The organism is Methylobacterium sp. Leaf100, from assembly GCF_001422845.1.
Classification (GTDB): domain Bacteria; phylum Pseudomonadota; class Alphaproteobacteria; order Rhizobiales; family Beijerinckiaceae; genus Methylobacterium.
In genome coordinates this window covers 1-13,501 of the sequence record NZ_LMMW01000030.1, presented here as the reverse complement: position 1 = coordinate 13,501, position 13,501 = coordinate 1, and the positions used below count along the sequence as shown (strand labels likewise).

General features: G+C 68.0%; 16 protein-coding genes and 2 pseudogenes. 7 read left to right on the top strand and 11 right to left on the bottom strand.

Going from position 1 to position 13,501, the window contains the following annotated elements; genetic code table 11:
• The 3 genes from ASF25_RS22815 to ASF25_RS14575 form a co-directional block, all read right to left on the bottom strand.
• The coding region (locus ASF25_RS22815; protein ID WP_156368968.1) for a GTP-binding protein at positions 1 to 96 on the bottom strand (96 nt) is incomplete at its 3' end.
• A 159-nt stretch (positions 97 to 255) separates the two neighbouring features.
• A complete protein-coding gene (locus tag ASF25_RS14580) occupies positions 256 to 717 on the bottom strand; it encodes a tellurite resistance TerB family protein (protein ID WP_056172274.1) in 462 nt (153 codons plus the stop codon).
• A 115-nt stretch (positions 718 to 832) separates the two neighbouring features.
• Entirely contained in the window at positions 833 to 1,276 is a 444-nt protein-coding gene (locus tag ASF25_RS14575) for a DMT family transporter (protein WP_056172277.1), read from the bottom strand.
• A gap of 76 nt (positions 1,277 to 1,352) precedes the next feature.
• On the opposite strand from ASF25_RS14575, the gene ASF25_RS14570 reads away from it, so the two are divergent.
• Complete coding sequence (locus ASF25_RS14570; protein WP_156368996.1) at positions 1,353 to 1,946, top strand: biliverdin-producing heme oxygenase; 594 nt, start codon at positions 1,353 to 1,355, stop codon at positions 1,944 to 1,946.
• Between the two features lie 207 nt (positions 1,947 to 2,153).
• On the opposite strand, the gene ASF25_RS14565 is transcribed toward ASF25_RS14570, so the two are convergent.
• Genes ASF25_RS14565 through ASF25_RS22045 form a run of 4 tightly spaced genes read right to left on the bottom strand, consistent with a single transcriptional unit; the run spans position 2,154 to position 4,805 of the window.
• Positions 2,154 to 3,236: an acyl-CoA dehydrogenase family protein gene (locus tag ASF25_RS14565; RefSeq protein ID WP_056305451.1), complete on the bottom strand. Its 1,083-nt coding sequence runs from the start codon at positions 3,234 to 3,236 to the stop codon at positions 2,154 to 2,156.
• Positions 3,233 to 3,781 carry an OsmC family protein gene (locus ASF25_RS14560; RefSeq protein WP_056305449.1) on the bottom strand — a complete coding sequence of 183 codons (549 nt, stop codon included), beginning with the start codon at positions 3,779 to 3,781 and terminating at the stop codon, positions 3,233 to 3,235. The genes ASF25_RS14565 and ASF25_RS14560 overlap by 4 nt, the downstream gene beginning before the upstream one ends.
• 11 nt (positions 3,782 to 3,792) lie before the next feature.
• Positions 3,793 to 4,641, bottom strand: coding sequence for an ABC transporter permease (locus tag ASF25_RS14555; protein WP_056305447.1), 849 nt, complete (start codon positions 4,639 to 4,641; stop codon positions 3,793 to 3,795).
• The gene (locus tag ASF25_RS22045) at positions 4,638 to 4,805 is read right to left on the bottom strand and encodes a hypothetical protein (protein ID WP_244473032.1); all 168 of its coding nucleotides are present in this window, start codon (positions 4,803 to 4,805) and stop codon (positions 4,638 to 4,640) included. The genes ASF25_RS14555 and ASF25_RS22045 overlap by 4 nt, the downstream gene beginning before the upstream one ends.
• A gap of 52 nt (positions 4,806 to 4,857) precedes the next feature.
• Here ASF25_RS22045 and ASF25_RS22810 point away from each other — a divergent pair, with 52 nt between their 5' ends.
• From ASF25_RS22810 to ASF25_RS14535, 6 genes and pseudogenes are all read left to right on the top strand, one after another.
• Positions 4,858 to 4,998: a hypothetical protein gene (locus ASF25_RS22810; protein WP_156368995.1), complete on the top strand. Its 141-nt coding sequence runs from the start codon at positions 4,858 to 4,860 to the stop codon at positions 4,996 to 4,998.
• 587 nt (positions 4,999 to 5,585) lie between these two features.
• On the top strand, positions 5,586 to 6,200 hold the full coding sequence (locus tag ASF25_RS14550) for a type VI immunity family protein (protein WP_082502748.1): 615 nt from the start codon (positions 5,586 to 5,588) through the stop codon (positions 6,198 to 6,200).
• Positions 6,201 to 6,227: 27 nt separating this feature from the next.
• Complete coding sequence (locus ASF25_RS22805; RefSeq protein ID WP_156368994.1) at positions 6,228 to 6,374, top strand: hypothetical protein; 147 nt, start codon at positions 6,228 to 6,230, stop codon at positions 6,372 to 6,374.
• Positions 6,375 to 6,582: 208 nt separating this feature from the next.
• Positions 6,583 to 6,750: pseudogene (locus tag ASF25_RS22800) on the top strand (integrase core domain-containing protein); the annotation flags it as partial.
• 247 nt (positions 6,751 to 6,997) lie between these two features.
• Positions 6,998 to 7,231, top strand: coding sequence for a hypothetical protein (locus tag ASF25_RS14540; RefSeq protein ID WP_056168643.1), 234 nt, complete (start codon positions 6,998 to 7,000; stop codon positions 7,229 to 7,231).
• A gap of 166 nt (positions 7,232 to 7,397) precedes the next feature.
• Complete coding sequence (locus ASF25_RS14535) at positions 7,398 to 8,873, top strand: protein adenylyltransferase SelO (RefSeq protein WP_056305443.1); 1,476 nt, start codon at positions 7,398 to 7,400, stop codon at positions 8,871 to 8,873.
• A 19-nt stretch (positions 8,874 to 8,892) separates the two neighbouring features.
• Here ASF25_RS14535 and ASF25_RS14530 read toward each other — a convergent pair whose 3' ends face one another.
• The 4 genes and pseudogenes from ASF25_RS14530 to ASF25_RS23680 form a co-directional block, all read right to left on the bottom strand.
• Positions 8,893 to 10,326 (bottom strand): carotenoid oxygenase family protein, encoded by a 1,434-nt coding sequence (locus ASF25_RS14530; protein ID WP_056305442.1) that lies wholly within the window; start codon positions 10,324 to 10,326, stop codon positions 8,893 to 8,895.
• A gap of 269 nt (positions 10,327 to 10,595) precedes the next feature.
• The gene (locus tag ASF25_RS14525; protein WP_056305440.1) at positions 10,596 to 11,849 is read right to left on the bottom strand and encodes a glutamate carboxypeptidase; all 1,254 of its coding nucleotides are present in this window, start codon (positions 11,847 to 11,849) and stop codon (positions 10,596 to 10,598) included.
• Between the two features lie 341 nt (positions 11,850 to 12,190).
• Positions 12,191 to 12,849: pseudogene (locus ASF25_RS14520) on the bottom strand (SOS response-associated peptidase family protein).
• Positions 12,850 to 12,852: 3 nt separating this feature from the next.
• On the bottom strand, positions 12,853 to 13,131 hold the full coding sequence (locus tag ASF25_RS23680; protein ID WP_244473031.1) for a hypothetical protein: 279 nt from the start codon (positions 13,129 to 13,131) through the stop codon (positions 12,853 to 12,855).
• Between the last annotated feature and the right edge of the window lie 370 nt (positions 13,132 to 13,501).

Sequence of the window (13,501 nt, the reverse complement as noted above, 5' to 3'; positions counted from 1 at the left end):
GATCGCCGCCGTCAGCGACGTCTTGCCGTGGTCCACGTGACCGATCGTGCCAATGTTGCAGTGCGGCTTCGTACGAGCGAATTTCTCTTTGGCCATCGTCTCTTTCCTGCGGCAAGCTCACACGAGCGGGCGCCCGGTCAGTCGCTCGAAAACTTAATCGAGCCGGGCGAAAGACGCGGCTCGCTTAGAGGCTTGCCGTCCTTTGATCAAGGGCTTTGCCGACAATCGTCTTCGGGCCGCCGTGCCGGAGCCCCCTCACCCGATGGAACGCTTGATCGGAGACGCTTCGAGCAGGGCCGCCTTGTCGACGCCCAGCGCTTCGGCGATCTCGTCCAGCGCCGTCGCTTCGAGGGGGGAGATGCCGTCGTGATCGGCGACGTCGGCGGCGATCAGGAAGGCGGCGGCGCGCTCCGTCTCGCCGCGTCCGAGGATGCCGGCGACGCGGCGGAGGTTCTCCGCCCGTCCGGCGCGGGTCCGCGCCCGGGCGATGCCGTCGTAGAGCTCGCTCTCCAGCATCAGGCGGTCGTAGCCCTTCTCGAGGATCGGATTGGCCTGGATGCCGGCGAGCGCCGTGTCGAACTCCTCGCTCGCCACTTCCCCGTCGGCGACGATGACGTTGGCGGCGGCCGAGACCATGGCCTGCATCAGGGCCGTGTCGCCCGCATAGGCGGTGACGGTCTGGCTGAAGCGGGCGACGATGTCCTGAAAGATGTTCATGGGACGCTTCTCATGGGGCCGTGAGGATGGGGCGACCCGCGCTGTACGATTCCGGGGGACCTCGCCGTTTCGCGCCGGGAAGGCAAGGGGTCGTGCGACGCGAGACCGCCGGGTTTCAGAACAGGGCCACGAGGGTGACGCCCAGGACCATCAGCACGCCCCCGACGATCCGCCACGGGCTCGCCGCGTGGACGGCAAAACCGATCCAACCGAAATGATCGAGGACGATGGAGGTGGCGACGCCGGCCGTGACGAGGATCGCCAGGAACGGGGCTGCTCCGATGGCCTGCGCGGCGAAGAACTGCGACAGGACCACGAGGGCACCGAGGCATCCGCCGAACCAAGCCCAGGCCGGCACCTGCGCGGCCTGCGCGAGGCTCGGCAGGCTGAAACGGCCGGAGACGAGGCCGATGAACAGCAGGGTGGTCCCGGTGCCGAGGGCCACCGCGAGCCCGGCGGCGAAGGGCTGGCCGAGGGCCTTGGAGAGGGTGGCGTTCGTGCCGCCCTGGACGGCGTTGGCAATGCCGGCCACAAGCGCGAGACCATAGAGATACCACATCGGGATCACCACTCGGTTCGGGCGGTCATCGCCTGACGGAAGCGACCTCCCGCATATAGGGCAGCGACGGCCGAACATGACCGAAGGGATGGGACGCGAGGACGCGGTGCGCGCGCGGGTGGTCGATCAGGGACTGCGCGGTCTCCTGCGGCGGGCGACGTCGGATGCGCACCACCGCCTCGATTCCGGCTGGGCCGGCCACGATCTCCAGGAACGGGGAGCCTATGTCGGGTTCCTCGCCGCCATGGCGGCAGCCCTGGTGCCCCTGGAGGCGGACCTCGCCGCGTCGCCTCCCGAAGCGCTGCCCCCGGACTGGCCGGCGCGCCGCCGCACCGACGCGATCCGGGCCGACCTGGCGGCCTTGGGGCATCCCGCCCCGCCTGCGCCGGCGATGTCCCGCGCGCAACCGCCGGCCGAGGTCGCGGGGCTGCTCTACGTTCTCGAGGGCTCGCGTCTCGGGGGCCAGATGCTCCTGCGCCAGGCTCTGGCGAGCCCCGATGCGACGGTTCGGGACAACACCCGCTTCCTTCGGCAGGGCGAGGGTCAGCGCCTGTGGCCGAGCTTCGCCGCATGGCTCGAAACCCGGCCCGCCTCGGATGCCGACGGCGCCGTCGCCGGTGCCCTCAGGGCCTTTTCACAGTTCGAGAATGCCCAGAGCGCCCGGGCCTAGCCGACCCGCTCGTCCGGCGCACTTTCGCACAGGGTGGTCGACGGTGCTGCAGCGCGCACCTGCGACGGACCGGGACCTTCGACAGAGTGAAGCCTTGGCTCCCCGACCGGAACTGGTTCGGCGCGGCGCGCCCGGGGCCAGGACCGGCCGCAGGATGGTGCCGGGTCCGGGCGGCATCGGCCAAGGTCCGGCCGCGAGGCAGGCCCGTCACGCCCTCGCGAGTTCCCGGGTGATGTGCTTCACCGAGGGCGTGACGATGGCCACGAACTGCGCCTCGCGCAGGCGCCGGAAGGGTTCGGAGCCCTCGAGATAGCCGCGCGCGCCGAACTGCAGCATGGCGGCCTGCGCCGCCTCCAGGGCGAGCCAGGACATGTCGAGGCGCAGGCGCAGGGTCTCGCGGAAGGCGCCCGCCGCCGGGTCGGCATGGCGTTCGGCCGCGTGCACGAGCCGCGTCCACAGGTCGGCCGCCCGCGCGTCGATCCCCTCGGCCCCGAGCGGGAGCGCCGCGCCGTCCCGGCTGCCCCGGGCATCCGCGCGCATCAGCGCGGCGACGCCACGGGCGAGCCCCAGTCCCATGCCGGCCTGGAGCAGCACGAAGCCGTTGCGGATGCGGGGCACGAAGGCCGCGGCGTCGGGGGCGATCACGTCGTCGTCGGGCACGAAGGCGTCGCGGACCATCACCGTGTAGGTCCCCGTGCCTTCGAGGGCCACGAAGCGGGCATTGGCCGCGATGGCGACACCCTCCTGGCCTGCCGCGAACACCGCCATGACGCGGCGGCCGTCGTCGAGGGCGAAGATGCTGGCGAAGGGGTGGCCGGGTCCGAGATTGGAGACCCAGGGCAGGCGCCCGCGCACCCGGTAGCCGCCCGGCACCCGTCGACCCGTGAGGGCGAGGGGCTCGATGCCGGCGAACGCCTTCATCGGATTGGACAGGCCGGTGCCGCCGAGGCGTACGCCGCTGGCGATGCCGGCCAGATGGCGGTCGCGGGCCGGCGCGTCGCCGTGGGCGAGGTACCAGGCGAGGGCGTCCTGGCACCAGACGCAGAAGGCCGTCGACAGGCAGGCGGACCCCACCGCCGCCATCGCTTCCACGGCCCGGATCAGTCCCGCGGGCGTGCCCTGCGCGTGGTGGGCATAGGCCCCGGCTGCGCCGAGGCCGCGCAGCACGCCGTCCGGATAGAGTCCCCCGTCGATCGCACCGACGCGGGGCCCGAGTTCGTCACGCACGACGCCGGCGACGTCCCGAGGTGCTTCGGGCAGCGCCGCGGGGCGGGCGAGGGCCGCGCTCATCGATTGCGGACGAGGCTGACGGCGACGGGATTCCTGACCGTGTTGAGCACCGGCGACCAGTCACCCGCATGGGCCACGAGGTCGTCGAGTTCGGCCTGGCTCGCACCCTCGATGTCGAGATGCGCGGTCAGGCGCACGGCGGTGAGGCCAACGGCCTTCGGCGACAGGTCGCCCGTCCCCCAGACCGAGGTGATGTTGATATCGCCCTCGCTCTCGATCTCGATGCCGCGGACGGTCCAGCCGCGCGCGACCGCGTTGGCCTGGAGGCCAACCGCCACGCAGGTGCCGAGGGCTGCGAGCAGCGCCTCGGTGGGGTTCGGGGCGGTGTCGTCCCCGAGGAGGCCCGGCGGCTCGTCCACCACGTGGGCGTCGAGGTTGCGCACGTAGTTGAGATGGCGGAAGCGCCGACCCTCGGCGATGGGCCGGGCGCGCACCGTGCGAACGGCCGTCGGATCGGCGCGGCCCTTCTCCGACAGGGCCGCCAGGGCATCCCGGTCGATGGTCTCGAAGGTCTGGACGATCTCTCTCACGGAGGCGGACGACATGGGCGTTCCTTTCAGGTCGCGGGAATCCAGCGGGCACGGGCGGCGAGTCGTCCGAGGCCGCCGTCGAGGGCGTAGCCGATCACTCCGATCAGCAGGACGAGGGCCGCCAAGCGGTCGTACGAGAGGGTGTCGCGCGCATCGTTGATGGCGTAGCCGAGGCCGCTGGTGACCCCGAGATACTCGGCCGGCACGAGGACGATCCAGGCGACGCCGAGTGCCAGGCGCAGGCCGGTGAGGATGTCCTGCAGCACGGCCGGAATCACGATCCGGCGCAGGGTGGCGATCCGGCCGCCGTCGAGGTTGCGCGCGAGGGTGAGCCAGATCGGATCGATCCGCTTCACGCCGGCTGCCGTCGAGAACAGGATCGGCCAGATCGCGGCGGCCGCGATGAGGAACACGATGGCGCCCTCCCAGGTCGGGAAGGCCAGTACCGCCACCGGCATCCAGGCCAGCGGCGAGACCATGCGCAGGAGTTGGAAGGGAGGCTGCAGGGCGCGTTCGGCCAGCGGCGAGGCCCCGACGAGCAATCCGAACGGCACCCCGAGCACGAAGGCGTAGGCGAGCCCCTGTCCGATCCGGGCAAGGCTCGGCAGCGCGGCCCGCCAGGCCTCGCCGGAGGTGAGAAGATCGGCGAACGATGCGAGGGTCGGGCCGGGAGCGAACCCCGCGAAGGCGGTGTAGGCCGGATCGTTCGCGAGGAGGCGGCCGGCCGCGAACCAGAGCACCAGGAGGGTGCCAAGACCGAGGAGCGGCGCTGTCCGATGCAGCAGGCCGGCGAAGAGTCGGCGCTCCGGCCAGGCACGCGCGGACGTGAGGCCGCCGATGTCCGATGCGGCGGCCTTCAGGAGGCCTCCGGTCATAGCGACAGCGTCTCGGTGCGGTCGGGGCCGGACCCGGGGAACGCATCGGGGAAGCGCTTGAGGGATGCGGCCACGAAGCGGTCGTCGACGAGGTCGCGCGCGACGAAATCCGGATCGAGCCCGTTCAGGAAGGTGGCGTCGCCCTCCACCACGGTCCGGCCCATGGCCTCGACGATCAGGCGGGTCGCGGACGGATAGGGCCAGGGCTGGAAATCGATGCGGCTCGCCCCCGACCCGATCGTCGACTACGGCGCCCATTTCGACGGCTACGCGTGCTCGGTGCGGCTCACTGCGCAGCCGGACCTCGCGGGGCATGCCCTCGACGGCTCCGGTGGTGCGCGGGGCTCCTCGGCCTGACGTGTCGTGGTGGCAGGGTGGGCGCCTGAGCGAACTCTGGGAAATGAAATTCACAAGGGCTGGAGGTGGTGTGGATGGCAAGACAAATGCTTAGGAGCGAGGCTATTACAAAGATATCGCAAAAGATCGAATCCAGCCCGGCGAAAAGTTGGTCAAAGTCAAAGAAATAAATTTTGCGGAAGATTCTAATTGCAGCAACATAAACAAAGGAACAGAAACTTGACGGAGGTTCCAGATTATATTCGTTGGCAAACCCAGCGCGACCCGTCTCAAATTGAAACACAACTGGTTTATCGGTCAAAAAAGCTCAATAAAATCGTTTCACGTGTAGGCGGAATGATATCGTTATATTTTCTGGATGGGCACAGGCCCGACCGCCGAAAAACATTTTATGCATATTAGAGGAATACATAGAACTATTTGAAAAGAAGATTACTCACTTTAAGGAGGCTGGAAGTCGTTCGTAAAAAAATGAATCCTATCGAGCTTAGAAAGTATTGTAGTAAATTTATGAATTCTGGAAACACAGAGGATTTTTACTGCTCGATTATCAATTTTGATTTCCGTGAAGAAGACGATCCTTCCCTCTGGAGAGGAAACGCATTTGGCTTCGATCAAAAAATACTATTCGCCGGCTGTCAGGTGTCAAGTTTCATTTTCCGCCCTCGTTCATCCTAGACGATCCGGATCGTTTCGTCAGTCTCATCTGCGACTGGGCCGGAAGATTGGGGGTCTTACATGGCTCTGGAGGACTTGGAGTCTTGACCGAGCCGGGTCGTGAGACGGTTGGCAAGGTCTACTACTATCCCCTGATGCAGCGCTATCCCGCCTTCGAAAACGACGCGATGGGTGACTACTGGTCAGAGACGCGGTTCGGCGGCTACGAGGTGCCTCGCGCCTCGAACTGGCTCACGTTGCTGGGGGACGCCAACATCGCCCGGCTCGGCGGAGAGGACGCGATCCGAAGCCAGCTCACCCCCGAGTTGAGCTTGGCGCCCTATGCGGGCGGTGTGCTGATCCGGGCAGGGCAGGCGCCGGTCGTGGACAGCAACGGCATCGGCGGCATCCCGCAGGCCTATCGGGATGCCGCCCGAATCATCAAACCCATCCGTTTCGAAGGCTACCGCAGAAGCATCATCGAGGTTCCAGAAGAGAAGGACGATCTCGAAGAGACGATGAAGTGGGTCCGCCGTTTCGACTGACGGTCGAACGGGCGCGAGGGACAGAGGATGTCGCGTCCCGATCCCTGGACCACGAACCGCCCGCTGGAGGGCGGCCGGGTGTTCCTCACTCGGCGCGCCGGCTTCCCCTGGGCCGAGAGCCTGTCGCTGTCGATCCTGGAGGCCAGCGCGAGGCCCCATGAGACGGCGCTATGAGCGACGGTCCGCCCTCGACCACGCTGGGGACGATCTCGGTCTATGGCTCGGGGCCGGTCTCCAACTCTGCCCTCTCTCAGGAGATGGGGGTGCCATCAAACGCGCTCCTGACGACAACGGCATCCAGTTCGCCGAGCTGCTCAGGAACCGTCGCGGCCCGACCGCTCTTTACCGCGCCAACCGCTTCGATCGGATCGGCCGGACGCACAACATCGGACATCGGCTCACGAAGCCAAATCACGCGTGGACCAGTGGCCAGGTCGAGCGCATGAACCGAACCCTCAAGGAGGCGACGGTCAAGCACTGCCACTTCGACAGCCACGATCAGCTGCGGGACCACTTCGCCGCCTCTCTGAATGCCTACAACTTCGCTCGATTGCCCATGTGATGCGAGGCCAGTGTGCCCACCACCATTCCATCCTGGCGCGAGGGAGCGGCGAAAGCCTCGCCGTTCTTCGTTTCGGATGTCGCGAACGACGATTTCGTATTCCGATCAAGCATCCCCAATCATTGATTTTATCGATAGCAGTTATCGATCTTATCTGTTTGAATGATGGTGCGGTGCGAAGCATATTCCTCTCACGAACCGGGGCAGGCCCCGGACCACTAGAGGAATCGACATCATGACCGTTCGTACCTTCGTCCTTGCTGCCTTCGTGTCCGTCACTCTGGCGCCCGTGACTCTGGCGGGCACCGCGATGGCCGACGAGCGCATCAACATCACCCCGACGCTCTACCGTGAGCAGGCGCGTGCCACCGCCGCGGTGCGGCCGGCTTCCGAGCTGACGACCACGCCCTCGCTGACCCCGCGGGCGCCGACGGCCCGGCGCGTCGTCGCTGACGCCTCGGCCCGCTGAAGCAGCCTCGTGCCTCGTGGTTCTGGAACACTTCGATCACAGCGTAACGGCGGGGCGAAAGTCCCGCCGTTTTGGCGTCGCGGCTGCGTTTTTGTGTCCTGCACGACGTCCCAAAGAACGGCGGAAGACGCTTGTCCGTCGACGTGGTCGCCCATAACTCCCGACCATGACTGCGATCCCGTTCGACAACAGCTACGTCCGCTTGCCGGACCGCTTCTTCGCCCGCCGTGCCCCGACGCCCGTCGCGGCCCCGCGCCTGATCCACTTGAACCGCGCGCTGGCGGCGAACCTCGGCATCGATCCGGATTGGCTCGCGGGTCCCGACGGGGTGGCGATGCTTGCCGGAAACAGCGTCCCGGAGGGCGCCGCCCCGATCGCGACGGCCTATGCCGGGCACCAGTTCGGCAACTTCGTGCCGCAGCTCGGCGATGGGCGCGCCGTCCTGCTCGGCGAGGTCGTCGACCGTGACGGGCGCCGCCGCGACATCCAGCTCAAGGGTGCCGGCCCGACCCCGTTCTCCCGCCGCGGCGACGGGCGGGCGGCGCTCGGGCCGGTGTTGCGCGAGTACCTCGTGAGCGAGGCCATGGCTGCGCTCGGGATCCCCACCACCCGGGCGCTGGCGGCGGTCGCCACCGGTGAGCGCGTCGTGCGCGAGACCCGGCTGCCCGGGGCGGTGCTCGCCCGCGTGGCGGCCAGCCACATCCGGGTCGGCACCTTCCAATACTTCGCCGCCCGCGGCGACACGGAGGCGGTGCGGGCGCTCGCCGACCACGCCCTTGCCCGGCACTATCCCGAGGCGTCCTCCGCGGGGCACCCCTATCGGGCGCTGCTCGACGGCGTCGTCGCCCGCCAAGCGGACCTCGTGGCGGCGTGGCTCCTGGTCGGCTTCGTCCATGGGGTGATGAACACCGACAACATGTCGGTGGCCGGCGAGACCATCGACTACGGCCCCTGCGCCTTCCTCGACGCCTACGACCCGCGCACGCGCTTCAGCTCGATCGATGCGCATGGGCGCTACGCCTACGGCCAGCAGCCGGGGATCGCCCTGTGGAACCTGACCCGCCTGGCCGAGACCTTGCTGCCGCTCCTCGCCGATGACGAGGCGGCGGCGGTGGAGGCGGCCGAGGCGGCGCTGGGTGGGTTCGGCCCGCGCTTCGAGGCCGCTTATCACGGGGGTCTCGCCCGCAAGCTCGGACTGTCCGGGGACCGGGACGGCGACACCGCCCTCACGGACGATCTGCTGGAGCGGATGGCGGCGAACCGAGCGGACTTCACCCTGACCTTCCGCCGCTTGTGCGACGCGGCCGAGCGACCGGAAGCGGACGCCGGAGTGCGCGACCTGTTCGTCGACCCGACCGCGTACGACGCCTGGGCGGTGCGCTGGCGGGGCCGGCTGGCGGCGGAAGGACGAACCCCCGCAGCGACGGCGACGGCGATGCGCGCGGTCAATCCGGCCTTCATCCCACGCAACCACAACGTCGAGGCGATGGTCGCGGCTGCGGTCGAGCACGACGACTTCGGCCCGTTCGAGGAGCTGTCGGCGGTGCTGGCGCGGCCCTACGACGACCAGCCTGCCCACGCCCGCTACGCCGACGCCCCCGAGGGCGGCGGCGCGGACTACCTTACGTTCTGCGGGACGTGACCGCGCGCCGCCGTCCGAATCATCCGGCCCTCGGACTCGGAAACCAGTTCCCGTGGAAGCCCGGCGGGATCCGGTGCCCGAGGTGGACCGTGGCGACGGGCGGTGCCTCGAACGCGCGCGCATCGAGGACGGTGAAGTCCGTCGTGTCGCTTGCCGTGTCGATGACGAGGCCAACGAGCCAGCCCTCGTCCTCGGCGGCCTCCGGCCTCGCCGGCACGAATACGAACTCCCCCGGGACGCGGTCGGTGCCGAACTCGTGCACGCGCCGCTCCCCCGTCGCCAAGTCGTGCTTGTAGATCTGCGTCGCGCCGACGAGCTGCGTGTTGCCGTCGGCCGGGACTGAACCCGTATAGACGTACCGGTGGGGCCGCCCGAAGCGGCGTTCGTCGATCCGGGGGAACTCCTGCGCCGCGGGGTCGATCACCCGCCGGTCGACCCGCCCCGTCGCGGGGTCGGCGGTCCAGCGCTCTAGCCGGCCCGGCGCGTCGAGGCCGCCGCCGGCCGAGTCGAACACCCTGTCGTAAGCGACGACGTCGAGGACCACCCGCCCGTCGTCGTCGTAGGCATTGGCGACGTGGAAGACGAAACACGGCGAGACCGCGCACCAGACGATGTCGGCGGCGGTGCCGTGGCGACGGAGCAGGCCGACGCGGGCGCGGTGGGCGGGGTTCCAGCGGAACGGGAAGCGGTGCCCGGCCAGCACCGCCCGCATGGAGAAGGTGACGGGCAGGTCCAGCACGACCACGAAGCGCGCCGTGATCGCGCAGTCGTGGATGCACGGGCCGTGGTCGACCGGGATCGACACGTCGCGCACGACCCGGCCGCCGGGCGAGAGGACGACGTGGCGCACGCTGTCCCAGACGCGGCCGTCATAGGCGATTGCGTGGAGCTCTCCAGTCTCCGGGTCGCGGTGCGGGTGACCGCTGAAGGAGCCGATGAGCGTACCGTCGAACGGATCGTAGCGCTGCGTCTCGAGGTCCTCGGATAGCGCAACGGGGTAGCTGCCGGCCTCCACCACGGCGAAGGCGCGGCCGCCGATCTCGACGACGTTGGTGTTGACGGTGTCGTCGCCACGGCGCGGCCCTGGAGCAGCGGGCCGGCCGAGCGCTGCGGACGCCGCGCGCGAACCGATCCATCGGTTTCGGTACCACAGCGCCTTGCCGCCCTCGATGCACAAGCCGTGCACCATGCCGTCGCCCAGGAACCAGTCGTGGCCGCGCGTCGTCGGGCGGGCGGGGTTGGCACCCATCTTGAGGTAGCGCCCGTCGAGCCCTGCCGGGATCGTTCCGGTCACGGGTAGATCCAGCAGCGTCAGTTCCTCACGCATCGGCGTGTGGACGCCGACCACGAACGGGTGCTGCGTTCCCGGCAGACGGAGCCGGTTGCAGGCTGCCACCAGCGCGACGAGGCCCTCGGCGGCGGTGCGCAGGATCGACTCGACAGGATTCGGCATCGGTTGCGGTCTCGGGGAGATGCGTTCGGACCGAAATGGCCAGCTGTGGTCGTCGCGGCAACAGCCGTGGCCGTCGTTCCGATCATGCTCCCCTCGTCACCGCACCCTGCAGGACGATGACGCCTGTCCGAATGTAGGATGCTGCATAACAGGGCTTGGTCCCGCCGAGGGCCTCGCGCCAAGGCCCCTCTGCCAACGAGCTCGCTCCTCCGTGAACCTCGATCGCCTTTGCGCTGAGCCGGTGAGCACTTCGATCGCGACATCCCAGATTAACGGCCAGCGTCCTTTGAAACCTCCATCAGGAGGCGGGTCGCGAGGTAGAGCCGCGGCGTGATGCTGGCGAGGACCGCGAATTCGTCGGCGCTGTGATAGTGCCCGCCGACGATGCCGAGCGACTCGATGATGGCGGGTTTTGTCGGGCTATCGAGTTGGAAAGCATAGCCCGCATCGGTACCGCCACCGATCTCGGCGAGGGAAAGATCGGCGCCCAACTCTGCGTAGATGGTCCGCGCGCGTTCGCCGAGCGCCTGGGTCGCCGGGTTTCGGGGCAGCGGTGGGCGGCCTTTGGCGAGATCGAAGGTGACCTGCGTGTCGGGAACGCGGTGGGCGCCGATGATCCTGCGTGCCGTCGTCAGCACTCGGTCGTACTCGCTTGGTACGAAGTAGCGCATGTCGCCCTCCGCCTTCGCCTCCTCCGGGATGATGTTCGGCTTGGTACCGCCATGAAACACGGTCCAGTGCAGGCTGGTCCCCTTCGCCGGGTCGCCGAGATCCTGAAGCTGGAGGATCTGGTGGGCGAGCTCGACGACCGCGTTGCGGCCCGCTTCCGGCGCCCCGCCGGCATGGGCGGCGCGACCTTTCACGGTGAGGCTCGCGTAGTTGATGCCTTTGGTCGCCACGGTGACGGCGTCGACGCCGGCCTCGGCGAAGGACGGTTCGAAGGACAGAACCACGTCCTGATCACGGGCGATTTTCGTGATTTCGTCGCGCGACCCGCGTGAGCCGCGTTCCTCGTCGGGGTTGAGCACCACCGTGAGGGTGCCGTACCCATCGAAACGCAGCGCTTCCAGTCCGGCGAGGACATGCAGAATCATTGCGATGCCGCCCTTCGCATCGGCGACGCCGGGGCCATACGCGCGGCCGTCGCGCTCCGTATAGGGGCGCTTGGCGGCGTCACCGGTGCCGAACACGGTGTCGTAGTGCACCAGCAGCATGATCCTGCGCGTGCCCTTGCCCGATCTCGTGCCGATCAGGGTATTGCCGCCGAACACGGGGGCGGCTCGGGTGTCGACCGAGAGGCCCAACGCTTCGAGACGCGCCGTCAGGATCCCCTCCACCTTGGAGAGGCCGGACACGTCGCCGGTTCCGGAATCGACGTCGACCAACCCCTTCAAGGTCTCGCGATACGGACCGTCCTGGGCTTTGGCCACTGCAAGAACAGCATCGTCCGGCGCAGACAGGGCCGGGACGGACGCCAGGGCGATCAACAACGCCAGTGCGAATGAAGAGACGGTTGCGCGCATGACGGTCCTGATGATTGGCGCGTCGACGCAGCGATTCACGTTTCACTGAACGCGCCGGTTACGGATTCTCGAGGCTTTACGTACCAGTGCCCCCAAAATGCCGAGGTCGCAATTCGGCGCCCGGATCGTGCGGCTTACACGTGCGGCTGCCCATTGGCTTACACGTGCGGCTACCCATTCGAGACGGCGGTCGGCGGTCGGCGGTGCTGCGGTCGGCGGACACGTTCTCGAATGGATCACCACTCATTCTCTGCGAGCGGACGCGTGTCGAAACAGCTTCGATGGAGTTCAGCCTGGATCGAAAACAGGCCCTTCAGAGTGTCGAAGGTGCCCCTGCCGGATCACTCCGCCGGATCCCGCCGCGCGCCCTGCGCTACGATCCGCATCTCGGCATCCGGCAGAGGGCGCTGAAGCTCCAGGGCGATCTCCGTGGGGGCGGCGAGCCACGTGCTCCACTCCTCCGGCGTCGTCAGCAGCACCAGCATGGCCTTGGGGTGGACGGGGCCGACGACGCCGTTCGGCTCGCAGGTGAGGAACGAGAACAGGCGGTGGTCTTCCTCGATCCGGTCGGGGTTTTCCGCTTTCGTGCCGCGCACACCGGTCCAGGGGCGCCGGATACCCGCGAAGGCGAACAGCGGGCGCGCGCCGTCGAGGGCGAACCAGGTCGGGGTCTTCTTCGGGTTGGTGTCGGCGTACTCGCTGAAGGACGAGACCGGGACCAGGCAGCGGAACTCGGGCTTTCAGCCAGGGGCGCCAGTGCGGACTCTTCACGTTGCGCACGTTGGTCACGGGATGCTCGCCGAACTGCTTCGGCCCCGGGATGCCCCAGTCGGAACATCTCCATCACGCGCGTGCCGTCCTCCCGCACCCGTACGATGGGCGCGCGCTGATCGGGGAAGATCCCCGGCATGGCCGGCAGGTTGCCGGTGCGATCGACCGAGACGCCGAAGGAGGCCCGTGTCTCGGCCTGTGGCGTCACCAGGGTGCAGCGGTTGCACATCGCTTATCCGCTCTTCGCCACAACCAACAAGCCGAAGCCGACGGCCAGGAAGGTGCGAGAGATCCACGAGAAGACGACAGCGCCGACGCCGTCGTCGATGGCCCGCAGATGAGCGATCTGCGCGAACATCGCAGCCCAATACGCAGCCCACAGGCTCAAGACGGAAACAATCCACATCGGCATTGCTTCGGCCGAAGTTTCAGGCCGTAGGCCGGCGCTCGTGACGCCACAGGGCGACAGCCTGGCAACGTGCATCGTAAGCATGTCGGACGGCTGTTCCATCCTCGCCGCGGCCTTCACGCCTGTAGCCGAAGCGGAGAACGCCGTCGGGACCGTAAAGGCGCGTCACCTCCGAGCGCCACGCTCGATCGGTCCGGGCGAGAACCGCTTCCGTCTCTACCAATCGGTTCGGATACATCGGCTGCCTCAGATATCGGTGTGCCGAGTCCAACGCGGTCCAGCGTCATCTGCTCCCATACAACGCCGATGAAGTCCGTGCCCGAAATGCGAGTTGGTTTTCCGCCACCGGCTATCGGGAAGACCTTCCCCGGCGCCTAGAGGCTGTTATGGACCTATGACGGCTGGATTCCAGATGAAGGGGCATGACCTCTTCACGCAAAGCCTACCCGTCCGACGTCTCCGATGACGAATG